This window comes from Streptomyces asoensis (assembly GCF_016860545.1).
GTDB classification, from domain to species: domain Bacteria; phylum Actinomycetota; class Actinomycetes; order Streptomycetales; family Streptomycetaceae; genus Streptomyces; species Streptomyces asoensis.
In genome coordinates, this window is sequence record NZ_BNEB01000003.1 from 745,011 (window position 1) to 768,207 (window position 23,197).

Here is a 23,197-nt window from a genome sequence, read left to right on the forward strand (position 1 = left end):
GCGGCCCCCTCGTTTTCACGGCGTAGGTTTTCTCGGTTCCCGGACATGATGTCCGACCGAGGGGCTACGGTATGCACCCACAAGGTGACATGCAGCAACGCCGGGAGAAACCTTGAGCGTTCCGTACGAGACAACAGCGTACGAACCAGCCGAGTCGCCCGAGTCTCCGGAGGAGCACCTCGCGCGGCTGCTCGGCCGCGCCCTCAATTCGTTCGAGCTGCCCGACGAGGCCCTGCGGCGGCTCGACTGCGCGCTCGCCCATGACAGTTCCCTGCACTCCGCGCACCACAGCGCGGGGCTGCACCGGGAGACGTACCGGCACACCTGGCTGCTGGCCGACGGCTGCGCGCTCACACTGTGGGAGCTCGTGCACAACACCGCGCCGGGCAGCGAGCCGCAGCACGAGGTGTACGTCGACGAGGAGGAGCTGCGCGCCGCCACGGCCCGGCTGCCGCTGCCGTCCGACGCGCCCGACTTCGAACTGCCGGTCCTGGTGCAGCTCTCGCCGGTGCCCGGCCCCCGGCACGTGTACGTGCCGGACGACTCGGCGGATCACGCGCGCAGACTGCTGCGCCGAGCGGAGAACCCCGACCGGCCCGACGCGGACATGTCCGCGCTGCTGAAGTCGGCGTTCGCGCACCAGATCACGCAGGCTTTCGGCCGGCCGTGCCGCGCGGGCCGGATCGGCCTCGGCTACTCGCTGTACGAGCACGCGTTCCTGCTGAGTGACGGCCGGGAGCTCTCCCTGTGGGAGGTCGAGCACACGGCGACACCCGACGGACGTCACATGTGCGAGGTGTACGCCTCCGAGGCGGCGGCCCGGGACGCGATGGAGCGCCGGGCGGAACAGGTCTCCCGAGCCGTTCAGTGACCGTCGCCGTCGCCGAGCAGTCGTCCAGCCGCTGCCGAGCTGCCTCAGCTGCCGCCGCCGAGCTGCCGTACGAGGCCCGCGAAGGCGTCCTCCTCCGCCGGGGTCAGCTCGACGACCTCCAGGTGCGGGCCGCTCCGACGCTGGCACGGGAGCGCGGGAAGGACCGGCAGCACCGGCGGGACCTGCGCGGCGGGAAGCGCGGCCCGGGCGGGACCGGTCGAGCGGACGCGGCGCAGGAGGCGCGTCATGAACAGCAGCCAGGCGACGGACGCCACGGCGAGGACGGTCAGGACCGTCAGCTGAGGGGGCGTTAGGTGCACGGGCATACCAACCAGTAGACACCACGGTCCGGGGCCCGCGCGCCGGACCGTGACGAATCTCGCAGGGCGGGCCTATCGCGCAGATCGCGCGATAGGCCCGTTCAATGCGGAGATCGACGAATCACCACAGATGGTCACCGGCTGCCTCTCGGCGAGGCAGCCTCGGCCGGCGGTGCCGGTGGTGTCTAGGCGGCCACCGGCTGCTTCGGCTCCGTCGCCGTGGCGGCAGCGGGTTCCTGTGCCGTCCCGGGCTCGGTGGCGCCGGGGACCGGCTTGCGCAGGCCCTTGAGGACGACGACGACGGCCGTCGTCACGCACACGCCCGCCGCGATGGCGATCAGGTACAGGAACGCGTTGCCGATCAGCGGGACCACGAAGATGCCGCCGTGCGGGGCGCGCAGCGTGGCGCCGAACGCCATCGACAGGGCGCCGGTGACCGCGCCGCCCGCCATCGAGGCCGGGATGACCCGCAGCGGGTCGGCGGCGGCGAACGGGATCGCACCCTCCGAGATGAAGGAGGCGCCCAGGACCCAGGCGGCCTTGCCGTTCTCGCGCTCGGTCGGGGTGAAGAGCTTCTTGCGGACGGTGGTCGCGAGGGCCATGCCCAGCGGCGGGACCATGCCCGCGGCCATCACCGCGGCCATGACCTTCATCGCGGAGTCGCTCGGGTCCTGGACGGCGATACCGGCCGTGGCGAAGGCGTACGCGACCTTGTTGACGGGGCCGCCGAGGTCGAAGCACATCATCAGGCCGAGCAGCACGCCGAGCAGCACGGCGTTGGTGCCGGAGAGACCGGCCAGCCAGTCGGTCATGCCCTTCTGCGCCTCGGCGATGGGCTTGCCGACCACGACGAACATCAGGAAGCCGACGATCAGCGAGGAGATCAGCGGGATCACCACGACCGGCATGATGCCGCGGAACACCGGCGGGATCTTGATCCGCTGGATCGCGAGGACGATGCCGCCCGCCAGCAGACCGGCGACCAGGCCGCCGAGGAAGCCGGCGGCGATGTTGGAGGCGATCATGCCGCCCACGAAGCCGGGCACCAGGCCGGGCCGGTCCGCCATGCCGTACGCGATGTAGCCGGCCAGGACCGGGATGAGGAAGCCGAAGGCGACGCCACCGATCTGGAAGAGCAGGGCGCCCCAGCTGTCGACCTGGGTCCAGGAGAAGTGCTCCATGACCGAGGGCGCCTTGTTGATCTCCCAGCCGCCGATCGCGAAGCCGAGAGCGATCAGCAGACCGCCCGCGGCGACGAACGGGACCATGTAGCTGACGCCCGTCATCAGCCACTTGCGCAGCTTGGTGCCGTAGCTGTCGCCTGACTCGCCGGCGCGCTCGACGGGCGTCGCCCCACCGGCCGCCGCCGCGCTCCGCTCACCGCGTGCCGCCTTCCCGCGCACCTCGGTGATGAGTGCGGCGGGGCGGTTGATGCCCGCCTTCACGCCCACGTCCACGGTGGGCTTGCCGGCGAAGCGGTCCTTGTCGCGCACGGGGACGTCGTGCGCGAAGATCACGCCGTCCGCAGCGGCGATGACGGCCGGGTCGAGCCGGGTGAACCCGGCCGAGCCCTGCGTCTCGACGACCAGTTCGACGCCTGCCTCGCGGCCCGCCTTCTCCAGGGACTCGGCCGCCATGTACGTGTGGGCGATGCCGGTGGGGCAGGAGGTGACGGCGACGATCCGGAACGGGCGCGGGGCATCGGAGCCGCCGCCCTCGGTGGTCGCGCCCTCGCTGGTCGCGCCTTCGTCGGTGGGGGCCGTGTCGGCGTCGGCGGAGGCCGCCGCCGACGCCGACACGGAGTTCGGGGAAGCAGCCTCGGCTTCGGCGCCCACTGCTTCGGTGCCCTCGACTTCGGCACCCGCTGCTTCGGCGGCCGGGGCTTCGTCGCCGCGGATCAGCGCCGCCGCGGCCGCCGCGTCCTCGACCGAGCGCAGGGCGTCGGTGAACTCGGCGTTCATGAGCTGGCGGGCCAGCGACGAAAGGATCGTCAGGTGGGCGTCGTCCGCGCCCGCGGGAGCGGCGATGAGGAAGATCAGGTCGGCGGGGCCGTCCGGTGCGCCGAAGTCGATGCCGGCGGCGCTGCGGCCGAAGGCGAGCGTCGGTGCGGTGACGTGGGCGCTGCGGCAGTGCGGGATGCCGATGCCGCCGTCGAGGCCGGTGGGCATCTGCGCCTCACGGGCGGCCACGTCGGCGAGGAAGCCCTCCAGGTCGGTCACCCGGCCCTGGGTGACCATGCGCTCGGCGAGGGACCGCGCCGCCGCTTCCTTGGTTTCGGCGGACAGGTCGAGGTCGACCAGGTCCGCGGTGATCATCTCGCTCATCGCGGGCTCCTTCGCACGCGTATCGCCCGGGACGAGGGGTGACGCCGGGCAGGGGTGGTGACGGGGACGGGTGTTGCTGCGGCGGTGCGGTGGGGTGAGAGGGAAAGGGGAGACGGGAGGGACGGGGAGAGGACGACGAGGAGGGGGATCGGCGTCATGACACCGGCTCCTCGAGTTCACGGTCGAGCGGCACCACGGTCGTGACGGTCACCGCCGCCGGGTCGAGGTCGTCCGGGGTCGGCATCACGCTGCCGGGCAGCTGGACGGCGGCCGCGCCGTGCGCGACGGCGGAGGCGAGTGCCGCGGGGCCGCTGCCGCCGGCGACGAGGAAGCCGGCGAGGGAGGAGTCACCGGCGCCCACGTTGCTGCGTACGGCGTCCACGCGCGCGTGGCCGTACCAGGTGCCCGTGTCCGCCACGAGCAGCTGCCCGTCGGCGCCCAGGCTCGCGAGCACGGCTCGGGCGCCCATCTCGCGCAGTTCCTCGGCCGCCTTGACCGCGTCGCCCACGGTCGCCAGGGGGCGCCCGACGGCTTCCGCGAGCTCCTCGGCGTTCGGTTTCACCACGTCGGGCCGCTCGCGCAGCGCCTCCAGGAGCGCACGCCCGGACGTGTCCAGGGCGATGCGCGCGCCCCCGGCGTGTGCCCGCGCGACCACCTCGGCGTACCAGGAGGGGTCGAGTCCCCGGGGCAGGCTGCCGCAGCAGGCGATCCAGTCGGCGTCGCGCGACTGCTCGCGCACCGTCTCCAGGAGCAGTTCCTGCTCCTGCGCCGACAGTTCGGGCCCCGGCGCGTTGATCTTGGTGAGGACGCCGTCGGACTCCGCGAGCGCGATGTTCGAGCGGGTGGCTCCGGAGACCGGGACCGGCGCGACCTCGATGCCCTGGGTGTGGAGCAGTTCGGCGACGAGCGCGCCCGGCGCACCTCCCAGGGGCAGTACGGCGACCGTGCGCCGTCCCGCCGCCGCGACGGCGCGGGAGACGTTCACGCCCTTGCCGCCGGGGTCCATCCGCTCACCGGTGGCGCGGATGACCTCGCCGCGGTCGAGGGCGGGGACCTCGTAGGTCCGGTCCAGGGACGGGTTCGGGGTGACGGTGAGGATCATGCTCGTACCACTCGTGTTCGTACCGCTCGTGCTGGGACTGGTGCTGGGACTGGGGCTGGGGCCTGTGTCGCCGCTCGTGGCGCGGTCGCCGCCGCCGGTGCCGGGGGCGTCGCTGCCGCCGCCGGAGTCACCGCGGGAGTCACCGCGGGCGTCGGCGGCGCTCACGCGCGCACCACTTCGGTGCCGCCGCGTTCGATGGCGGCCGCGTCGTCGGGGCTCAGTGCACTGTCGGTGATCAGCAGGTCCACGTCGCTCAGGTCGCCGAAGCGGGCGAAGTGCTCCTGGCCGTGCTTGGCGGAGTCGGCGAGCAGCACCACGCGGCGTGCGGCGGCGACGGCGGCCCGCTTCACCGCGGCCTCGGCGAGGTCCGGCGTCGTCAGCCCGTGCTCGGCGGAGAAGCCGTTGGCGGCGAGGAACAGGACGTCGGCGCGGATCTCGCCGTACGCGCGCAGCGCCCACGCGTCGACGGCGGCGCGTGTGCGGTGCCGTACGCGCCCCCCGATGAGGTGGAGCTGGATCCCCGGGTGGTCCGCGAGCCGGGCCGCGATGGGCAGGCTGTGCGTGGCGACGGTGAGCGAGGCCTCCAGCGGGAGGGCCGCGGCCAGGCGGGCGACCGTCGTACCGGCGTCGAGGATCATCGTGCCGTCGGTCGGCAGTTCGGTGAGGGCCGCCTTGGCGATGCGGTCCTTCTCGTCGGTGGAGGTGCCCTCGCGTTCGGCGATGTCCGGTTCGAAGTCGAGGCGCCCGGCGGGGATGGCACCGCCGTGCACGCGCCGTACGAGGCCGGCGCGGTCGAGGGCCTTCAGGTCCCGACGGATCGTTTCCGCGGTGACCTGGAACTCCTCGGCCAGTGACAGGACGTCCACCCGGCCGCCGTCGCGGGCGAGCCGCAGGATCTCCTGCTGCCGCTCCGGTGCGTACATGTCCGTCGCCCTCCGACCGTTCACCGTTTGTGCCCGAACCTGTGGTTTCGCCTCGGAGGCTACGCCCGGATTTCCGGAAAGTAAACAGGTTCGGGCATCATCCGGACATGAACGGACTTCCTCGGGGCCTCGGAGTCTCGGGGGCCCCGGGCGACGAACGGAACGGATCAAAGGGCCCGTCACCGCATCGGTGACGGGCCCTCGCGCCCCACGTGGTCGGGACGCCGTTCAGGCGACGAGCTCGCGCTCCCGCTTCCCGGCGGGAGCCGCTTCCCCGGAGTCCGCCGCGCCGCCCTCCACGTGCTGGGCCGGCCGCTTGGGCAGCGCGAACATCAGCAGGAAGATCACGGACATCACGAGGGCCACCCAGATCAGGGCGTGTTCGAAGGCGTCGACGAAGGCGGGCCCCACCTCGGCCGCCGTCAGCCGGTCACCGATCCGGCCGAAGAAGACGACCGCGACCAGACCGAGCCCGAGCGCGTTGCCCATCTGCTGGACGGTGTTGATCAGACCGGACGCCGAACCGGCGTGTTCGCGCGGCACGTCCGACAGCACCGCGTCCGTCAGCGGCGCGACGATCAGCCCCATGCCGACACCCATCACGACCAGCGGGAGGGCCATCTGCCACGAGGCGATGCCGAGGCCGTACCGCTCGGACTCCCAGATGTAGAGGACCACGCCGAGGACCATGCCGAGGGCGCCCGCCTGGAGCACCTTGCGGCCGAAGCGCGGGACGAGCTTCTGGACGGACAGCCCGGCGGCCGTCGACACGGCGAGCGAGAAGGGCACCCCGGTGAGGCCGGCCCGCAGCGGGCTCCAGCCCAGACCCGTCTGCATGTACAGCGTCCAGACCAGGAAGAACACGCCGAGTCCGATGCCGAAGACGGTCTGCACGGCGACGCCGGCCGCGAAGCTCCTCACCCGGAAGAGGGAGAGCTCGATCAGCGGTGAGCCGTCCCGGGCGCCCTTGCGCCGTTCGTACGCGACGAGCGCCCCGAACACGACGAGTGCGCCCGCCATCGACACGTACCCCCACACCGGCCAGCCCAGCTCGCGGCCGCGGGTGAGCGGGTAGAGCAGCATGAGCAGACCGAGGGTGACCAGGACGACGCCCACGAGGTCCAGTTTCAGTGCCTTGGGCGCCTTGGACTCCGTGATGAAGCGGCTGCCCAGCAGCAGTCCCGCGATACCGACCGGCAGGTTGATGAGGAAGATCGGCCGCCACTCCAGGCCGAACAGGTTCCACTCCGTCAGCAGCGCGCCGAGCAGCGGCCCGGAGACGGCGCCCAGCCCCACGATCGCGCCGAACAGTCCGAAGACCTTGCCGCGCTCGTGCGCGGGGAAGGTGGCGTGCACGATCGACAGGACCTGCGGCACCATCATCGCCGCCATGCCGCCCTGGAGTATCCGGGAGGCGACCAGCATCTCCGGGTTCACGGCGAAGCCGCACAGCGCGGAGGCGAGCGTGAAGCCGCCGATGCCGAGGAGGAACAGCCGCTTGCGGCCGTGGATGTCACCGAGGCGGCCGCCCGTGACGAGTCCGGCGGCGAAGGCGAGCGCGTAGCCGGCGGTGATCCACTGGATCTGGCTCCAGGAGGCGCCCGCGTCCTGCCGGATGGACGGGATGGCGATGTTGACGATCGTGACGTCGACGAGGTCCATGAACGCCGCGGTCATGACGATGGCGAGCGCCAGCCACCGGCGGCGGTCACCCGGCGCCGCCCCCGCCGCCCCGGGACCGGTCGGGGTCTCGGACGGAGCCCCGGACGAGGTCTCTCGCGAGTGGTCCGAGGCGGCTTCGGCCGTGAGCGCCGGCGAGGCAGGGGGCGGGGTGTCGGGAGTCGTCTCCGTGGAGTTCGTGGAGTTCATGGTGTGACAGTAGGACCGCAGTAGGTCAGATCGTGTCCTAGTTGTGCGGCATCCTCGGAGGCATGACGACGGACACTCCGGCTCGGCTGCTGCAACTCCTCTCCCTCCTCCAGACGCCCCGCGAATGGCCCGGCGGCGAGCTCGCCGGCCGTCTCGGGGTGTCCCGCCGCACGGTCCGGCGGGACATCGACCGGCTGCGCGACCTCGGCTATCCCGTCCAGGCCACCATGGGCTCGGACGGCGGGTACCGGCTCGTCGCCGGGAAGGCGATGCCGCCGCTCGTCCTCGACGACGAGGAGGCGGTGGCGATCGCGGTCGGCCTGCGGGCGGGGGCGGGGCACGCGCTGGAGGGCGTCGACGAGGCGTCCGTACGGGCCCTCGCCAAGCTGGAGCAGGTGCTGCCCGCCCGGCTGCGCCACCGCGTCTCCACCCTCCAGGCCGCGACCACACCGCTGACCAGCGGCGACGGCGCGAGCATCGCACCGGAGACACTGACCGTCATCGCCTCCACGGTCGCCGGGCAGGAGCGGCTGCGGTTCGGCTACCGCGCGAAGGACGGCACGGAGTCACGCCGCCTGACCGAGCCGCACCGCCTCGTGTCCACCGGCCTGCGCTGGTACCTCGTGGCCTACGACCTCGGTCGCGAGGACTGGCGGACGTTCCGGGTGGACCGGATCGGGGACCTGTTCGCGACCGGCGCCCGCTTCACTCCGCGCGAACCGCCGACGGGGGACGCGGCCGAATACCTCCGGCGCTCCATCCAACGCCGTCCGGACGCCTACGAGTACGACATCGACGTCACCTTCGCGGCCCCGGCCGAGTTCGTGTCGGCGCGGCTGCCGAGGTGGCTGGGCACGCCGCCCACGGATCCACCGGCGCAGGCCGGAACTCCGGAGCGCGTTGCGGTGCAGCCGTCGGCGCAGGCCGGGGCGCAGGTGTCGCCGTACGGAGACGGGAGGTGCCGGCTCCGGGCCACGACGAGTGCGCCCGTGGAGTGGGTGGCCGTGCGCCTGGCCACGCTGGGCTGCGCGTTCTCGATCCAGGGACCCGCAGAACTGGTCCGGTGCGCCGACGAGTTGGGCGGGCGCCTGAGCCGTGCCGCCGGGGGTGGAGCGGCGGGGCCCGGGGAGAGCGGGTCGGGAGAGGCCGAGTCCGGAGAAGGCTGACCCCGGGAGGCGGGCCTGGGCCGAGGTGAGGGCATGAGCCGAGGCAGGGGCCGGGGGCGAGGTGAGGGCCGGGGGCGAGGCAGGGGCCGGGGGCGCGCGTCTGGCTTTCGCCCCCGGCCCCGCCGTCAGGCCTCCTCCCCCGGCCCTTCCTCCCAGCTCAACCCGTGCAGGGCTCGCAGATTGCGCAGCGCCAGCTCTGCCGGGCCCTGTCGGCCGGTGGGCGGTGAGTCCGTCGCCGCCCAGCTCTCGACCGCGACCCGGACGGCGGCACCGGCGACCGTCGCGGTGAAGCGGCGGTACGCGAAGGCAACGTTGTCGGAAGCGGAAGGAGAGGCGGAAGGAGAGGCGTCGAGGGCCGGCGCCGGGGTGCCCGTCTGCGGCGCGGTGGCCGCCGCCCGCTCGGCCAGCACGTCCATGAGCACCGTCTCCGAGGTGTGGCAGACCTCTGCCCAGACCTTGCCCAGGGCAGGACTGGCTCCGGCCAGCCGGATCAGCGTGCGGGCCCACTCCCAGGCCGCCGCGGACACTCCCCCGCCGGGAACGAGGGTGTGCCGTACGGCGTGTTCCAGGGCCTGGGGCACGCTCAGTCCGGCCGGGGCCGCGCGCACCGCCTCGGTCCAGCGCTCGGCGCCCGCCGCGTAGAGCGGGGCGACGGCCTCCTCCTTGGTCGCGAAGTACCGGTAGAAGGTGCGCGGGGCGATTCCCGCGGCCTGGGCGATGTCCTCGGCCCGGGTGGCCTTCAGGCCCCGGGCGGCGAAGAGGCCGGCCGCCGCTCGGGCGATGTCCATGCGCGTCGCCGCTTTGCGCCGCTCGGTCAGTGAAGCCGGGGTGGGACGGGAGGTCGAGCTGATCACGTCGGCAGGCTATGCCCATGTGGCACAATCTGCCATTCGGGCGGGCCACCCCGTGGTTCAGGTACGGGGTGCCCCGCCTTCCCGGCGCACCCGCATCGCCTGTCATATGCCGACGGGACGTGTGCGCCCGCAATTCCGCCGTGCGGCGCGGTCGGACGTCCGCCGCTGGGGGAAGAGGAGTGGTCAGGCGTCCCGCCCCCGGTGCGGCAAGAAGCCGGGCTCCGGCGCCTGGGGGGAGAGGCGCCGAAGCCCGGCTCGGGGAAAGTCCCGGCGCCGGGGGGATGTGCGTCGGGACGTGGCTCTTGTGGTGGGGCGAAGGGGTCGTAGGGGCTTCGAGGTCCGGTCGGCCCGAACTGCCGTACCGATTCGGACTCCCGTGCCCAGAAGTCTTTTTCCCGCGCTCCTCCCCATTGAAGCGACGTTCCTCCGCCATGTTTGCGCGGCCCTCCACCACCCGGCGCGCGCTGGCGGCAACCCAACGCCACAGGGCGCCCTGGGCCGTTCACCGCGGCCTGGGGCCCTGACTCGACGTGCCCCGGAAAAACGGCCCGACACCGCTTCGGCCGCTGTTCAGTCCGGTGCGTCGCGGCGGAAGCACACCCGCCCGGCGTCCTCCGGAGCGGCGCCACACGGCCTCGCACCGCCCCGCGCCACCGGGCACGCCCCGCGCAGACCGGTGCCGTACGGTCCCGGCCACCCCCGTCCGCCCGCCCGGGCCCGCCCAAGACCCTGCACGCGTCGGCCAATCGACTCGCGGCCGCCGGAGCGAGGACGGTTCCGCCGGTGCGGGCGGAACCGGACGGCGCAGCCCCTCGCGGAGCCTCGCCTCCCGGCCGCCCGACGGATGCCCGGCCCGTGCCCGGCAGGGCAGTTGCCTGACCGCCCCGGGTCGTGACCGCCAGGGTTACGCGGCGGCCTCGAAGCCCGTGTCGCGGGCCAGCTTCTTCAGTTCCAACAGGGCGTGCTTCTCGATCTGACGGATGCGCTCCCTCGTCAGGCCGTGTTCCTTGCCGACCTCGGTGAGGGTGCGCTCACGGCCGTCGTCGATGCCGTAACGCATCTTGATGATGGAGGCCGTGCGCGGGTCGAGACGGTCGATCAGGCCGTCCAGCTCCTCGCTGCGCAGCAGCGTGAGGACGGACTGCTCCGGAGAGACCGCGGAGGTGTCCTCCAGCAGATCGCCGAACTGGGTCTCGCCCTGGTCGTCGACCGCCATGTTGAGCGAAACCGGGTCGCGGGCCCAGTCCAGGACGTCCGTGACGCGCTCCGGGGTGGAGCCGAGCTCGGTCGCGATCTCGGCCGGCTCGGGGTCGCGGCCGTTCTCCCGGTTGAACTCGCGCTGCACGCGCCGGATCCGGCCGAGCTCCTCCACCAGGTGGACGGGCAGGCGGATGGTGCGTGACTGGTCGGCTATGGAGCGGGTGATGGCCTGACGGATCCACCAGGTCGCGTACGTGGAGAACTTGAAGCCCTTGCGGTAGTCGAACTTCTCGACCGCGCGCACCAGGCCCGCGTTGCCCTCCTGGATCAGGTCGAGGAGGGGCAGACCACTGCGGGGATAGCGGCGGGCCACCGCGACGACCAGGCGGAGGTTGGAACGGATGAAGATGTCCTTGGCCCGCTCGCTGTCGGCGACCAGGGCCTCGAGCTCCTCACGAGAGGCGTCCGCCTGGGACTCCTCGTCGCCGTCGAGGACCTGCTGCGCGAACACACCCGCTTCGATGATCTGCGACAGCTCGACTTCCTTGGCGGCGTCGAGCAGGGGTGTGCGCGCGATCTCGTCGAGGTACATGCCGACCAGGTCGCGGTCGGCGATCTCGCCGCCATGGGCGCGAACACTGCGGGCCGCGTCGGTCGTCTCGCCGTTGGCGGACTTGCGACGGGCGACGGCACGGGTTGCCATGCGTGCTCCCTTGCGATGGAGGTTCAGCGGGTTGCCCTGTGGACGCTCGGCACTTTCGGCACTCTCCTCGGGTGCCCTGCATCCGTTGGAAACAACGACTGGAATCAGGACAGAATTCCCAACCCGCACCCCGATTTTTATGATCTTGCAGTACCCTGTGCGACCACGCGAGGAGACGTGATGCCGTCGGACCGTACAGAGGTGCAGGTCAGACCCGGAGTCGGGAGTGATCTGGAGGCCCTCACGAGCCTCTGCAACCATTACGTACGTGAGACGCCCATCACATTCGACACCGTGGCCTTCACTGCGGAAGAGCGACGCCCTTGGTTGCTCTCCCACCCTGAAGACGGGCCGTACCGCCTGATGGTTGCCACGGAAGCGGACTCACAGGACATTCCAGGGGCCTCACAGGAAATCCTGGGTTACGCCACATCCAGCCCTTACCGGCCGAAGGCGGCCTACTCCACCTCCGTGGAAGTGACGGTGTACGTCGCCCCGCACGCCGGCCGGCGCGGCATCGGCACGCTTCTGCACGAGGCGCTCTTCGAGGCGCTGTCCGGGGAGGATCTGCACCGCGCGTACGCGGTGATCGCACAGCCCGACGAAGCGTCCGCGCGACTGCACGAACGCTTCGGTTTCCGGCACGTCGGCACGTACCGCGAGGTGGGCCGCACGTTCGGCCGCTACTGGGACGTGGCCTGGTACGAGAAGGAACTCTGACACCACATCCGGCGGGGCGGCCAGGCCGGCGGCGCCGACCCGTCGACCGGGTCAGCCGAGGTCAGCCAAGGTCAGCCGAGGTCGACCGAGCTCAGGTCACGTCAGCCGAACTGGACCGACCGCTTGGCCATTCCCAGCCAGAAGCCGTCGATCACCGACTTCTGCGCGTCCAGCTCGCCGGACATCTCCGCCGCGCCCATGGTCACGAAGAGCGGGGCGAAGTGCTCGGTGCGCGGGTGGGCGTACCGTCCGGCCGGGGCCTTGTGGAGGAAGTCCAGCAGGCCGTCCCAGTCGCGGGCCTCCAGCGCGCGCCGTCCCCAGTCGTCGAACTCCGAGGACCAGGTGGGCACTCCCCCACCCGTGTGCCGCAGCGCGGCCAGGTTGTGGGTGAAGAAGCCGGAGCCGACGATCAGGACACCCTCGTCGCGCAGCGGCGCCAGCTTGCGGCCGATGTCCATCAGCTTCACCGGGTCGAGGGTGGGCATGGAGATCTGGAGCACCGGGATGTCGGCGGCCGGGAACATCTCGACGAGCGGTACGTAGGCGCCGTGGTCGAGGCCGCGGTCGGGGATGTCCTGTACGGGGACACCGGGGGCGCGCAGCAGCTTGCGCACGCTCTCGGCGAGCTCCGGTGCGCCGGGGGCGTCGTACTTCACCTGGTAGTAGTGCTCGGGGAACCCCCAGAAGTCGTAGACGAGGGGTACCGGGTCCACGGCGCCGAGGGCCAGGGGAGCCTCCTCCCAGTGGGCGGAGACCATCAGGATCGCCTTGGGGCGGGGCAGGTCGGCGGACCAGGCGGCGAGCTCGCCGGGCCAGATCGGGTCGTCCGCGAGGGGCGGAGCGCCGTGGCTGAGGTAGAGCGCGGGCATGCGCTCCTTAGGCAGAGCGCGTTCCTGGGGTGCGACGGACATGACGACTGCTCCTTCCGGGACCTCGGCCCCTGACCGACTGCGGACGCTTCGACCGCTCGACGTCTTCGGCTGCTCGGGCGCCTGGGCACTCGGGCAACGGGCGCTTCGTGTCGATTGCCGTTGATCGCCCGGACGCTTGGCGCTGGTTGCTTGAAATCTAAAACGTCACCATCAGGCAGCATATTCCTAACTGGTTTAAATTTCAAGGAGAAGGCGTCTACAGTGGAGTACATGACGAAGGCATCCACTTCCGCTGACGAGCCCCGATGGCTCACCGACGAGGAGCAGCGCATCTGGCGCTCCTACGTGCACGCCACGACCCTCCTCGAGGATCACATGGACCGCCAGCTCCAGCGGGAAGCCGGCATGCCGCACGTCTACTACGGCCTCCTGGTCAAGCTCGCCGACTCCGCCCACCGGCGTCTGCGGATGACCGAGCTGGCCAAGTACGCGAAGATCACCCGTTCCCGCCTCTCCCACGCCATCGCGCGGCTGGAGAAGAACGGCTGGGTGCGCCGCGAGGAGTGCGACTCGGACAAGCGCGGCCAGTTCGCCGTACTGACGGACCAGGGCCTGGAGGTGCTCGAGCGCGCGGCGCCGGGCCATGTCGCCGTCGTGCGCCACGCGGTGTTCGACCGGCTCACCCCGGAACAGCAGAAGTCCCTCGGCGAGATCATGCAGATCGTCGCCGAGGGACTTCAGCCCGAGGAAGCGGGTGCGGACCTGCCCTGGCTCCGCTAGTTCCCTGTCATTCGCCTGCCCCCGAGGCGGGTCCGGCCAGGGGCCGGGTCAGTGGACCATGACCGGGACGGCTGCGTCCTCGCCCTCCTCGGCCCCGGAGCCCGCGACCGCGCCCATGTCCGGCTTGCCGGCGTTGATGAGGGTCAGGGCGATCGCGGCGGCCGCGACCAGGATGCCGACGGCGAACCAGATGGCGCTGGTGTAGCCGTGCACCATGCCCTCCAGCTGCACCAGCTGCTGCTGGGGCTTGGAGGCGGCGCCGGCGACGTGGTCCTTGATGTACGACGTCGTCGCGGAGGCGGCGATGGTGTTCAGCAGGGCGGTGCCGATCGCGCCGCCGACCTGCTGCGAGGTGTTGACCATCGCGGAGGCGACACCGGCGTCCCGCGGCTCGACACCCAGCGTGGCCATGGACATGGCCGGCATGAACGCCGTACCCATGCCGAGGCCGAGGAGCAGCATGCCCGGCAGCAGCACGGCCGCGTACGAGGTGTCGATCTGAAGCTGGGTCAGCAGCAGCATGCCGACCGCGGCGACCAGGAAGCCCGGGCCCATGAGCAGGCGCGGAGGAACCCGGGTCATCAGACGGGTACCGATCTGGGTGGAGCCGGTGATCATGCCCGCGATCATCGGAAGGAAGGCGAAACCGGTCTTGACCGGCGTGTAACCCTTCACGATCTGCAGGTAGTAGGTCAGGAAGAGGAACAGACCGAACATCGCGATGATCGCGAGGCCCAGGGAGAGGTAGACACCGCCGCGGTTGCGCTCGGTGATCACGCGCAGCGGCAGCAGCGGGGCCTTGACCTTGGACTCGACGATGACGAAGGCGGCCAGCAGTACGGCGGCCGCGACGAACATGCCGACGGTCAGGGAGTCGCTCCAGCCCTCGGACTCGGCGCGGGTGAAGCCGTAGACCAGGGAGACCAGACCGAGGGTGGACAGGATGACGCCCGGGATGTCGAGGGGGGAACGGTTGCGGCCGCCCTCGGGCTCACGGATGACGAAGTAGGCACCGGCCGCCGCGATGATCGCGAACGGGATGTTCACGAAGAACGTCCAGCGCCAGTCCAGGTACTCGGTGAGGAAGCCGCCGAGGATGAGGCCGACGGCGCCGCCGCCACCGGCGATCGCGCCGTAGATGCCGAACGCCTTGGCACGCTCCTTGGCGTCCGTGAACATCACGGCGAGCAGGGAGAGCGCGGCGGGCGCGAGCAGGGCGCCGAACGCACCCTGGAGGGCGCGGGCGCCGAACATCATCGCCTCGTTGGCCGCGGCACCGCCGAGCGCGGAGGCCGCGGCGAAGCCACCGAGGCCGACGACGAAGGCGCGCTTACGGCCCCACAGGTCGGCGATCCGGCCGCCGAAGAGCAGCAGACCACCGAAGGCGAGGGCGTAGGCGGTGACGATCCACTGCCGGTTGCCGTCGGAGATGCCCAGGTCGAGCTGGGCGGAGGGCATCGCGATGTTCACGATGGTCGCGTCGAGGACGACCATCAGCTGGGCGAGGGCGATGAAGGCCAGCGCTTTCCAGCGGTTGGCGTCCGGGGCACCCGGGACACCGGGGGCCTTCAGGGCTGTTTCAGACATGGAGATACCCGCTTCGGGACTTCGTGACGGAAAAAAGGTGAGGTAAGGGGCGGCTCGTCCGCGTCGACGAGTCGCTTCACTTCAAGTGCCGCGGCGTTGTGCGCTCACACGACGGGATGCCGTGCTGCGGTGCCGTGCCGGTGCGCGCTGGGGGCCGCGCTGCCGCACGTCGTACTGCTGCGGTGTCGCCGCCTCGGTGAGGCAGCTGCTGGGAGGTGGTGCTGGGGAGGCATTGCTTCAGCGGTGGTGCCGCTTCGGTCGTGATGCCGCTTCGGTGGTGATGCCGCTTCGGTGGTGATACCGCTTCGGTGGTGCGAACTGATCGCTCAGGCCTGGCGCAGATCCTCCATGGTCACAGCCGAACCCGGCAGCACGGAGGGGGCCGGAGCCCGCATCCCGTCCAGGAACAGCTGAAGGTGTCGGTGGACGAACCGGTCGGCGTTCAGGCAGGCGGTGCCGGCCGGGGGCCGGCTGAGCTGGGCCACCGCGATCATCACGTCACCCACGCCCACGTCGGGCCTCAGCTGCCCGGTCGCCTTGGCGCGGTCCATGATCTCCTCGATGATCAGCTCGACCCGTTCACGCGCGGCTTCGAGGTCGGGGTGGTGCTCGTCGAAGGTGCTGGAGATCATCGGGCACAGTGCGCTGATCCGCTCGTCGGCGGAGGCGTGCACGAACCTCTCCAGCGCCCCGAACGCGTCACCGGTCTCGGCGAGGGCGGCCTGTCCGTGCTCGACCGTGCGGTCGAGCACGGAGAAGACGACCTCACGGACCAGCGCGTCACGGTCGGGGAAGTTGCGGTACAGCGTGGCGTTGCCGACGCCGGCCCGGCGGGCGATCTCGTCGAGCGGCACATCCGGGCCGAACTCGACGAACATCTCGCGGGCGGCGACGACGATCCGCTCCCGGTTGCGCAGGGCGTCGGCACGGGGCCGGGTCACCTTGCGCACGGCTGGGGTGGCGGTCGCGGTCTGCACGGCGCACTCCTTCTGACGTCCTGGACGCTTCGTTGTGTTGCGGGACTTTCACGATCCGGGGATCGACTCCCCGTTTCGCTCGGACACATGGCTAAACGGGGAAGGCGTCCCCGGTTATTTCCCGATCCCGGAAGTTTTTCGATGTGACCTGGACCACATATGCCGGGCGGCCGACCACGACCCCGTGACCAGGCACTTAAGCCGCTCGGGGGCACCACGCGGGCCGGCACACGCGCCCGCACACGACGCCGCACATGGCGTCACACCTCGCGTCGCACATGGCGCCGGGCAAGGCGCCGGGCAAGGCGCCGGGCAAGGGCGCGCAAGGCGCCGGGCAAGGCGCCGGGCAAGGCGCCGGGCAAGGGCGCGCAAGGCGCCACGGCGACGTACCGGCCGGTAATCCACGATCGGTCTCCTCCAGCGCGCGTCCGCGTGCGCCTCGTCGGAGGGTGATCGGGAGGACGCAGCCGGTGACCAGGGGCTGCCTGGAGCGAAAGGCCCTGCATGCAGCCGCAGCCCCTGCGCCCCGCGCCGGCCCGCGCAGGCGAGTCGCCCCGCCGTCGGATACGCCCGCGCCGCGTCGCCGCCTTCGTCTGCGTGAGCGCCCTGATGCTCACCGTGGGCACATCGGCCGGCACGGGTGACCTGACCCCTGCCCCCGGCGCGACGACGGCCGGCGCCGGCCCGGCCTCCCTGGCCCGTTCCTCCGCCCTCGCCCCCTGCATGATCAACGGCCGTACGACGGTCCAGATGTCCGAGGGCCTGCCCACAGCGCGCGGCTACGCCCGCTCCACCGGCACCGTCCGCGCGCTCACCCTGATGATCGACTTCCCGGACGCGCCCGGCCGGGGCAGCGCGCTCGCCCGCTACCAGGAGTTCCTCCCGCAGACCCGGCAATGGTTCCGCACCGCGTCGTACGGCCGGCTCGACTACCGCGCCGAGACCCCGGTCCCGCACTGGCTGCGCATGCCGAAACCGTTCCGCGCGTACGGCATAGAGCGCGGCGCGCCCTTCGACCCCGGGTACCGCGAACTCGTCCAGGACATCGTGGCCGCGGCGGACCCCACGGTGGACTTCCGCTCGTACGACCTCCTCAACGTGCTGGTCACCCCGAACGCGGGCCCCTCCGCGCTGGACACGGTCCTGTCGGTGACGTTCGCCGGCAACGCGGAGGCGCCGGTCGCCGACGGGGTGACGGTGGCGAACGCGTCCTTCGTCTACTCCCGCCAGGACGACGGCTCCGGCTCCTACGACCACACCGGCTACCGCGTACTGCCCCACGAGAACGGGCACGTCTTCGGCCTGCCCGACCTCTACACGCAGGAGGGCGGGGGCGCGGTCGGCCACTGGGACATCATGAGCGAGGACTGGGGAGCCAACAACGATCTCCTCGGCTGGCACAAGTGGAAGCTGGGCTGGCTGGACGCCTCCCAGATCGCCTGCGCGGCCTCGCAGGGGACCACGGAGTACCCCCTGACCCCCCTGTTCCGCCCGACCGGCCCGAAGCTGGTCTTCGTCCCGATCAGCGACCGCACGGGGTACGCCGTCGAACTGCGCGCCCGCGGCGGCAACGACGAGACGGTGTGCCGCCCGGGCGTCCTCATCTACAAGGTGGACGCCGACGTCGACACCGGCATGGGCCCGGTGACGGTCTACGACTCCCGCACCGACAGCGGCGGCTGCACGCGCAGCCCCAACGTCCACGCGGAGCTCTCCGACGCCCCCTTCGCACCGGGCGAGACGTTCAAGGACCCCAAGAGGGACATCCGCATCTCGGTGGTCTCGGCGGACCTGGCGGGGGACTACCGGGTGCGGGTGACCCGGGGCTAGTACGGGGACCGCCCGCCCGCGAGACACGCACGTACACGCGCGTGGATGCGTGCGTACGGGAGACCGCCCGCCCGTGAGACGACCGCCCGCCTACGGGATCCGCCCCGCCGCACCCGGCCATGGGCGTCACCACCCGCCCCACACGGGGCACCGCCGCACCCGCACCGCGGTTCACCCGCCACTATGGCTACTGCCAGAGTTCCGCCGCCGTACCGGAGAGTCGAGCACCCATGTCCGCGAAGACGACCGCATCCGCCCCGTCACCGGTGCCGGGGCCGGGGCCGGGGCCGGGGCCGGCCCCGGCGGAGGCGGTCACTCCGCTGATCCGCGGGATCACCGTGCTGCGGCAACTGACCGAGGCGGGCGGCACGATGAGCCCGAGCGGGCTCGAGCGGGCCACCGGCCTGGCGCGTTCCACCGTGGACCGCATCACCGCGACGCTCGCCCGGATGGGATACGTCCGTCTCGACGGCCGGGACGCGGTCCTGACCCCGCGCGTCATGGAACTGGGCAACGCCTACCTGGGCGCACTGCGGCTGCCCGCGCTGCTGTCCGCCCGTGCGGACCGCCTGGCCGACGAGCTCGACGAGTCGGTCTCCCTGGCCGTGGCCGACGGCGACGGCATCCGCTTCATCCACCAGGCCACCAGGCGCCGCGCGATGTCCCTGAGCTTCCGCATCGGCGACCTGCTCCCGGCCGAACGCACCGCGCCGGGGCAGCTGTTCGCGACGGAGTGGACGCCGCAGGTGTGGCAGGCCTGGCGCACCAGGAGGGCGGAGGACCCCCGCAACCGAGCCTTCCCGACGGTCCCGCCGCCCCCGGGGAGCGCGGGCGGTGACGAGGACTTCGAGGCGAGGACGGCCCGGGCCGCGGTGGAGAACTGCGCCGTGGACGACCAGCTGATCGAACCCGGCCTGGTGGCGGTCTCCGTACCCGTACGGGATCCCCGTACCGCCCGGATCACGTGCGTGGCGAGCGTCGTCAGCCACACGAGCCGGCACACCTCGGCGGATCTGCGCGAGACGCTGTTGCCCCGCCTCCGGGTGGCCGTGGCGGCGATGGAGGACGACCTGCGCGGCGCGCCGCGTCCCGAACCGGGCCCGCCGCCCGCCGGGCTGGCGACCTGGACGGGCGCGTCGAAGCTGGAACTGGGACGCGAGTTCATCGAGTCCCTCGCCCGGGGCCTGACCGTCCTGTCGGCGTTCGACGAGGGCCGGGCGGAACTGACCCTCACCGAGGTCGCGAAGGCGACGGGCCTGGCGAGGGCGACGGCGCGCCGGGCGTTGATCACGTACGAGCACCTGGGCCTGGTGGCACCCACACCCCACCGCGGCACGTTCGCCCTCACCCCGCGGGTCCTCTCCCTCGGCTTCCCGCCCCTCTCCCGCACGTCCCTCCCCCGGATCGCGGCCCCCCGCCTGACGGGCCTGGCGGACGAGATCCAGGAGACGACGTCCCTGGCGGTCCTGACCGAACGGCGCGACGAGATCCAGTACACGGCCCGGGCGACGGCGCACCACGTGATGAGCGTGGACATCGCGGTGGGCACGCGTCTGCCGGCCCGCTCGACGTCGACGGGCCGCCTCCTCCTGGCCGCACCGGCGCCCCACGGAAGCCCGCCTTCCTCCCCCGCCTACACCCTGGCCGACGGGGAACCGGAGCAGGGCGTACGCATGATCGCCGTGCCGGTCCACGACCGGGACGGCCGGGTGATCGCCGCCCTCGGCGCGGCGACCCACGTCGCCCGCCGCACGGCCGAGGAGTGCGTCCACGACATCCTCCCGGCCCTGCTGTCGACCGCTGGCCACATCGAGACGGACCTCCACACGGCGGCCCGCTTCACCCACGTCCCCCTGACCTGACCTCCCCACCCCCGAACCCGTATCCGGTACGCTGACGCCTGTGACCCACAGGGCCACAACCCCGCCTTCGTAGCTCAGGGGATAGAGCACCGCTCTCCTAAAGCGGGTGTCGCAGGTTCGAATCCTGCCGGGGGCACAAGGGAAAAGGCCAGCTAGGAGCATGCTCCTAGCTGGCCTTCGTCACCCACCTAGGAACGTTCCTAGGTGGGTGACATCCACTTCTGACATCAACGAGGGCGGTCTTTCACGACCGGCCGCCTCTTGAGCAGCCGATCCATGTGGCTGATGGCCTCCCGCTGGGTGTCCTGGACGACGTGCGTGTACACGTCCATGGTGATGCTGATCTGGCTGTGTCCGAGGATCTCCATCACGACGCGGGGAGCAACCCCGGCAGCGGTCAGCAGCGTGGCGCACCCGTGCCGGGCGTCGTGCAGCCGGATCACGCGGAGGCCGGCGGACTCGGCGACGCGGGTGAAGGAGCGGTACATGTTGCGCGGCTCGATCGGACGGCCGTTCCGGGTGGCGAAGACGTAGCCACCGTCATCCCACGACTCCCCCGCGCGCTGCTTGGCAGCCGCCTGCCGCATCCGGTGCCATCGCAGCGGAGCGATGCACATGGCCGGGAGCGGAAGGGCGCGGTTGCGGCGGTTCTTGGTGTCGTCGTCATAGAGGACCCCTCGCCGCCGCTGAGTCTGCTGGCGGACGTACAGGACGCGCTTTTCCAGGTCCACGTCAGTCCAGCGCAGACCGACGAGTTCACCCCGGCGCAGCCCCATGGCAATGGCGAGCACGAACGCCGCGTACAACGGGTCCTTCCGGGAGGCGGCGAGGAAGTCCAGCGTCTCGTCGAGCGTCCACGGACTCAGCTCACGCGACGATGCCCGGGGCGGTTCGACGAGGCCCGCGACGTTCCGCGCTATCAGTTCTTCCCGGCAGGCAGCGGACAGGGCCGTACGCAGCACCCGGTGCGACTCCTTGGCCGTGGCCGCTGTCGTCTTGCTCTCCAGCTGGGTCAGGAAGCGCCGGACGTCAGCGACGCTGAGGGATTCGAGCCGCTTGGAGCCGAGCATGGGCACGAGGTAAAGCCTGACGTGCGCCTCGTACTTGTCGTACGTGCTGAGCTTCCGCCGAGGCTTGACGATGTTGTCCAACCAGTAGGGCAGCCAGTCGGAGAGCTTGGCCGAGCGGGTGGGCACGGGCACGCCTTGGTCGACCTTGGTGAGCAGCTCACGGCGCTTGGTGTCGCACTCGGCCCACGTCTTGCCGTAGGCGAACTTGCGGGCGCGCGTACCGTCCGGCTGGAGCACGTAGACCGCGCACTGGTAGCGGCCGTCCTTGCGCTTGGTGATGGTGCCCGCGCCGTTCGGGTTCCGCTTGCGTTGCTGGGCCATCAGGCCGTCGCCTCCAGTTCGTTGGTGATGTAGTCGCGGACCGCACGGGCCGGAATGCGACGGCACCGGCCGATGGTGAGCGAGGGCAGACGCCGGGAGCGGATCAGGTCATAGACCGTGGAGCGGCCGAGCTTGAGCCGGGCCATGACGTCCGGGACGGTCAGCAGCTCTTCGTCAGGCATGGGCGGGTTGTCCTTCCGTCCCGGGGGCGGGTTCGAGTGATGCGGCGAGCCAGGCCGTCGTCATGCAGGCAGCAGCCCTTCCTGTTTGGCGCGTTGGGTGTGGGCGATGTCGTGGCGGACCTGGGCGGCGAGGAGTTCCTCGCCGGGGCGGTAGCCGCTGCTGAGGTAGGTCCACGAGGAGGCGGTGACGAGGGTGGTGTTCTCGTCGTCCACGGGGAGGCCGGCGCGAATGCGGGCAGCTTCGGCTTGGGCGGTGCGCCAGGCCCGGCGTACGTCGCGGAGTGCGCCGAGGGTGGTCGAGTAGGCGCGCGACTTGCTGGAGAAGTGGCCGCGGAAGCCGAGCATGTGCGCCCACTTCCAGAGCTTGAGGTCGGCGAACTCCGGGAGGTGGCCGAGGGCCCACGCGGTGCGGATCATCTGCCGGGCATGCTGCTGAACGGGGAGGCTGGCGAGGGATTCGGCTTGGCCGGTGCCGTCGCAGTCGGCGCAGAGGTCGCGGAAGCCGTCAGGGCCTCGTACGTGGCCGCGTCCGGCGCAGGGGCGGCATACGAGGGTGCGGTCCACGGTGCCCGCGCCTTCGGCGTTCTTGGTGGCGTACTTGGCCACGTATCCGGCGACCTTGGCGTCCGTGAGTTCGCCGTCCCCGAGGGCGGAGATCTGATCCACCTTGAAGCGGTCGCCCCACCGGATGACGCGTTCGCCGACGGCGTCCGACTCGACCGTGAGCCGGGCGCGCTCTACCGCCAGGCCGACGGCGACGCGGAGGGCATCGAAGGTGGCCCAGGCTGGGGGCGAGGTGGTGTGGCCGTCGGGACCGTCGAAGCGGACGACCGCGTGGAAGTGGACGAGGCCGCGTTGCTGGTATTCGGCGACCTTGGCGAAGGAGACGCGGAGGGCCGCGTTGAGCGCCTTCTGTGTCATGCCGAGGTGCTCGGCGAGGGCGCGGCGCAGGTAGGTGGTGAAGCGTGCCCACAGGGCCCCGGCGTGAGCGTTCCACAGCACGGCTCCGGAGTAGTCGTAGCTTGCCGGGCGGAGTGGAGTGCCGAGTTCGGGAGCGTCCTGGGGGTGGCTCTCGCCGCACGCGCAGGGGCGGGACTTGCCCGCGTTGGTCGTGGGGCGGTTGTGGACGGGGCCGAAGGACGGGGCGGTGAGGGTGACGAAGGCACGTGGGTGGTCGCGAACGGCTTCGGCGACGTTCTTGCCGCCGGACAGTCCGGCTTTGATCAGGTGGTAGGTGTCGGCCGCGTAGAGGCGGGAGCAGGCGGGGCAGCGGGAGGCGCGGCGGTTGCCGCAAGTGGTGAGGAGGCGTCCGGAGGGTTCGTCCTCGGAGCGGTAGGAGCGGACGACTTGCTGGGTGGTCTGGTCGGTGGTGACCGTCCAGCCGTGCAGGTTGACGGGACTGGTGCAGCCGCGAAGGTCGCGGACCTGTTCGGTGACGCGGTCGAAGTCGTCGGTGTTGGCCAGTTCGACCAGGTCCCGCAGGCCGGGGCTGATGACGTGGCGCAGGTCGAGGGGGCGGCGCATGAGTGGCGGGGTGTCCCTTCTGGCACGAGGGTGGGGGACCTGCGGGCAGCAGCGATCAGTGCGCTCGGGCTGCTGCCCGCAGGCATGGCGGATCGGGCCCAGGGGCGGGCAGGGGTGGGGAGTGCCGGGGAAGCCGGCGC

19 protein-coding genes and 1 tRNA gene are annotated in these 23,197 nt (G+C 71.7%); 7 read left to right on the plus strand and 13 right to left on the minus strand.

Annotated elements, in window-relative coordinates; translation table 11 throughout:
- The first annotated feature begins 112 nt into the window (after positions 1 to 112).
- Positions 113 to 871, plus strand: a complete 759-nt coding sequence (locus Saso_RS16015; protein WP_189920881.1) for a DUF6227 family protein — start codon at positions 113 to 115, stop codon at positions 869 to 871.
- Positions 872 to 915: 44 nt separating this feature from the next.
- Here the strand turns inward: Saso_RS16015 and Saso_RS16020 are convergent, their stop codons facing one another.
- The 5 genes from Saso_RS16020 to Saso_RS16040 form a co-directional block, all read right to left on the minus strand.
- Positions 916 to 1,197 carry a hypothetical protein gene (locus Saso_RS16020; RefSeq protein WP_189920883.1) on the minus strand — a complete coding sequence of 94 codons (282 nt, stop codon included), beginning with the start codon at positions 1,195 to 1,197 and terminating at the stop codon, positions 916 to 918.
- A gap of 179 nt (positions 1,198 to 1,376) precedes the next feature.
- Positions 1,377 to 3,515: a PTS fructose transporter subunit IIABC gene (locus tag Saso_RS16025; RefSeq protein WP_189920885.1), complete on the minus strand. Its 2,139-nt coding sequence runs from the start codon at positions 3,513 to 3,515 to the stop codon at positions 1,377 to 1,379.
- A 154-nt stretch (positions 3,516 to 3,669) separates the two neighbouring features.
- Positions 3,670 to 4,617 (minus strand): 1-phosphofructokinase, encoded by a 948-nt coding sequence (pfkB, locus tag Saso_RS16030; RefSeq protein WP_189921415.1) that lies wholly within the window; start codon positions 4,615 to 4,617, stop codon positions 3,670 to 3,672.
- A gap of 161 nt (positions 4,618 to 4,778) precedes the next feature.
- Entirely contained in the window at positions 4,779 to 5,540 is a 762-nt protein-coding gene (locus Saso_RS16035) for a DeoR/GlpR family DNA-binding transcription regulator (protein ID WP_189920886.1), read from the minus strand.
- 228 nt (positions 5,541 to 5,768) lie between these two features.
- On the minus strand, positions 5,769 to 7,217 hold the full coding sequence (locus Saso_RS16040; protein WP_229901237.1) for an MFS transporter: 1,449 nt from the start codon (positions 7,215 to 7,217) through the stop codon (positions 5,769 to 5,771).
- A 254-nt stretch (positions 7,218 to 7,471) separates the two neighbouring features.
- Here Saso_RS16040 and Saso_RS16045 point away from each other — a divergent pair, with 254 nt between their 5' ends.
- Positions 7,472 to 8,575 (plus strand): helix-turn-helix transcriptional regulator, encoded by a 1,104-nt coding sequence (locus tag Saso_RS16045; protein ID WP_189920888.1) that lies wholly within the window; start codon positions 7,472 to 7,474, stop codon positions 8,573 to 8,575.
- Between the two features lie 125 nt (positions 8,576 to 8,700).
- On the opposite strand, the gene Saso_RS16050 is transcribed toward Saso_RS16045, so the two are convergent.
- Both Saso_RS16050 and Saso_RS16055 read right to left on the minus strand, forming a co-directional pair.
- Positions 8,701 to 9,363 carry a TetR/AcrR family transcriptional regulator gene (locus Saso_RS16050; RefSeq protein WP_189921418.1) on the minus strand — a complete coding sequence of 221 codons (663 nt, stop codon included), beginning with the start codon at positions 9,361 to 9,363 and terminating at the stop codon, positions 8,701 to 8,703.
- 970 nt (positions 9,364 to 10,333) lie between these two features.
- The gene (locus Saso_RS16055) at positions 10,334 to 11,332 is read right to left on the minus strand and encodes a sigma-70 family RNA polymerase sigma factor (protein ID WP_189920889.1); all 999 of its coding nucleotides are present in this window, start codon (positions 11,330 to 11,332) and stop codon (positions 10,334 to 10,336) included.
- Between the two features lie 180 nt (positions 11,333 to 11,512).
- Here Saso_RS16055 and Saso_RS16060 point away from each other — a divergent pair, with 180 nt between their 5' ends.
- Positions 11,513 to 12,052, plus strand: a complete 540-nt coding sequence (locus tag Saso_RS16060) for a GNAT family N-acetyltransferase (RefSeq protein WP_189920890.1) — start codon at positions 11,513 to 11,515, stop codon at positions 12,050 to 12,052.
- A gap of 101 nt (positions 12,053 to 12,153) precedes the next feature.
- Here the strand turns inward: Saso_RS16060 and Saso_RS16065 are convergent, their stop codons facing one another.
- Positions 12,154 to 12,963: a dioxygenase family protein gene (locus tag Saso_RS16065; RefSeq protein WP_229901216.1), complete on the minus strand. Its 810-nt coding sequence runs from the start codon at positions 12,961 to 12,963 to the stop codon at positions 12,154 to 12,156.
- 231 nt (positions 12,964 to 13,194) lie between these two features.
- On the opposite strand from Saso_RS16065, the gene Saso_RS16070 reads away from it, so the two are divergent.
- Positions 13,195 to 13,704 (plus strand): MarR family winged helix-turn-helix transcriptional regulator, encoded by a 510-nt coding sequence (locus Saso_RS16070; RefSeq protein ID WP_189920891.1) that lies wholly within the window; start codon positions 13,195 to 13,197, stop codon positions 13,702 to 13,704.
- Between the two features lie 48 nt (positions 13,705 to 13,752).
- Here Saso_RS16070 and Saso_RS16075 read toward each other — a convergent pair whose 3' ends face one another.
- Both Saso_RS16075 and Saso_RS16080 read right to left on the minus strand, forming a co-directional pair.
- Positions 13,753 to 15,291 (minus strand): MFS transporter, encoded by a 1,539-nt coding sequence (locus Saso_RS16075; protein WP_189920892.1) that lies wholly within the window; start codon positions 15,289 to 15,291, stop codon positions 13,753 to 13,755.
- Positions 15,292 to 15,617: 326 nt separating this feature from the next.
- Positions 15,618 to 16,268 carry a TetR/AcrR family transcriptional regulator gene (locus Saso_RS16080; protein WP_189920893.1) on the minus strand — a complete coding sequence of 217 codons (651 nt, stop codon included), beginning with the start codon at positions 16,266 to 16,268 and terminating at the stop codon, positions 15,618 to 15,620.
- Between the two features lie 504 nt (positions 16,269 to 16,772).
- Here Saso_RS16080 and Saso_RS16085 point away from each other — a divergent pair.
- The 3 genes from Saso_RS16085 to Saso_RS16095 all read left to right on the plus strand — a co-directional run bounded on the left by Saso_RS16085 (position 16,773) and on the right by Saso_RS16095 (position 20,096).
- Positions 16,773 to 18,098: a M6 family metalloprotease domain-containing protein gene (locus tag Saso_RS16085; RefSeq protein ID WP_189920894.1), complete on the plus strand. Its 1,326-nt coding sequence runs from the start codon at positions 16,773 to 16,775 to the stop codon at positions 18,096 to 18,098.
- Between the two features lie 230 nt (positions 18,099 to 18,328).
- Positions 18,329 to 19,960: an IclR family transcriptional regulator domain-containing protein gene (locus Saso_RS16090; protein ID WP_189920895.1), complete on the plus strand. Its 1,632-nt coding sequence runs from the start codon at positions 18,329 to 18,331 to the stop codon at positions 19,958 to 19,960.
- Positions 19,961 to 20,023: 63 nt separating this feature from the next.
- Positions 20,024 to 20,096, plus strand: a tRNA-Arg gene (locus tag Saso_RS16095).
- Between the two features lie 91 nt (positions 20,097 to 20,187).
- Here the strand turns inward: Saso_RS16095 and Saso_RS16100 are convergent.
- The 3 genes from Saso_RS16100 to Saso_RS16110 are packed head-to-tail and all read right to left on the minus strand — an operon-like array spanning position 20,188 to position 23,057.
- The gene (locus Saso_RS16100) at positions 20,188 to 21,351 is read right to left on the minus strand and encodes a tyrosine-type recombinase/integrase (protein WP_189920897.1); all 1,164 of its coding nucleotides are present in this window, start codon (positions 21,349 to 21,351) and stop codon (positions 20,188 to 20,190) included.
- Positions 21,351 to 21,533, minus strand: a complete 183-nt coding sequence (locus tag Saso_RS16105) for a helix-turn-helix domain-containing protein (RefSeq protein ID WP_189920899.1) — start codon at positions 21,531 to 21,533, stop codon at positions 21,351 to 21,353. Before Saso_RS16105 ends, Saso_RS16100 begins: the two co-directional genes overlap by 1 nt.
- 60 nt (positions 21,534 to 21,593) lie before the next feature.
- Entirely contained in the window at positions 21,594 to 23,057 is a 1,464-nt protein-coding gene (locus Saso_RS16110; protein ID WP_189920900.1) for a replication initiator, read from the minus strand.
- Positions 23,058 to 23,197: the final 140 nt, after the last annotated feature.

Excerpts from the sequence above, each read along its gene's own strand:
- Saso_RS16060 (WP_189920890.1), top strand. The coding sequence starts at position 11,513 with ATGCCGTCGGACCGTACAGAGGTGCAGGTCAGACCCGGAGTCGGGAGT.
- Saso_RS16025 (WP_189920885.1), bottom strand. The coding sequence starts at position 3,515 with ATGAGCGAGATGATCACCGCGGACCTGGTCGACCTCGACCTGTCCGCC.
- pfkB (WP_189921415.1), bottom strand. The coding sequence starts at position 4,617 with ATGATCCTCACCGTCACCCCGAACCCGTCCCTGGACCGGACCTACGAG.
- Saso_RS16035 (WP_189920886.1), bottom strand. The coding sequence starts at position 5,540 with ATGTACGCACCGGAGCGGCAGCAGGAGATCCTGCGGCTCGCCCGCGAC.
- Saso_RS16045 (WP_189920888.1), top strand. The coding sequence starts at position 7,472 with ATGACGACGGACACTCCGGCTCGGCTGCTGCAACTCCTCTCCCTCCTC.
- Saso_RS16075 (WP_189920892.1), bottom strand. The coding sequence starts at position 15,291 with ATGTCTGAAACAGCCCTGAAGGCCCCCGGTGTCCCGGGTGCCCCGGAC.
- Saso_RS16040 (WP_229901237.1), bottom strand. The coding sequence starts at position 7,217 with ATGACCGCGGCGTTCATGGACCTCGTCGACGTCACGATCGTCAACATC.
- Saso_RS16090 (WP_189920895.1), top strand. The coding sequence starts at position 18,329 with ATGTCCGCGAAGACGACCGCATCCGCCCCGTCACCGGTGCCGGGGCCG.
- Saso_RS16050 (WP_189921418.1), bottom strand. The coding sequence starts at position 9,363 with ATGGACATCGCCCGAGCGGCGGCCGGCCTCTTCGCCGCCCGGGGCCTG.
- Saso_RS16085 (WP_189920894.1), top strand. The coding sequence starts at position 16,773 with ATGCAGCCGCAGCCCCTGCGCCCCGCGCCGGCCCGCGCAGGCGAGTCG.
- Saso_RS16020 (WP_189920883.1), bottom strand. The coding sequence starts at position 1,197 with ATGCCCGTGCACCTAACGCCCCCTCAGCTGACGGTCCTGACCGTCCTC.
- Saso_RS16105 (WP_189920899.1), bottom strand. The coding sequence starts at position 21,533 with ATGCCTGACGAAGAGCTGCTGACCGTCCCGGACGTCATGGCCCGGCTC.
- Saso_RS16110 (WP_189920900.1), bottom strand. The coding sequence starts at position 23,057 with ATGCGCCGCCCCCTCGACCTGCGCCACGTCATCAGCCCCGGCCTGCGG.
- Saso_RS16070 (WP_189920891.1), top strand. The coding sequence starts at position 13,195 with ATGACGAAGGCATCCACTTCCGCTGACGAGCCCCGATGGCTCACCGAC.
- Saso_RS16065 (WP_229901216.1), bottom strand. The coding sequence starts at position 12,963 with ATGTCCGTCGCACCCCAGGAACGCGCTCTGCCTAAGGAGCGCATGCCC.
- Saso_RS16055 (WP_189920889.1), bottom strand. The coding sequence starts at position 11,332 with ATGGCAACCCGTGCCGTCGCCCGTCGCAAGTCCGCCAACGGCGAGACG.
- Saso_RS16100 (WP_189920897.1), bottom strand. The coding sequence starts at position 21,351 with ATGGCCCAGCAACGCAAGCGGAACCCGAACGGCGCGGGCACCATCACC.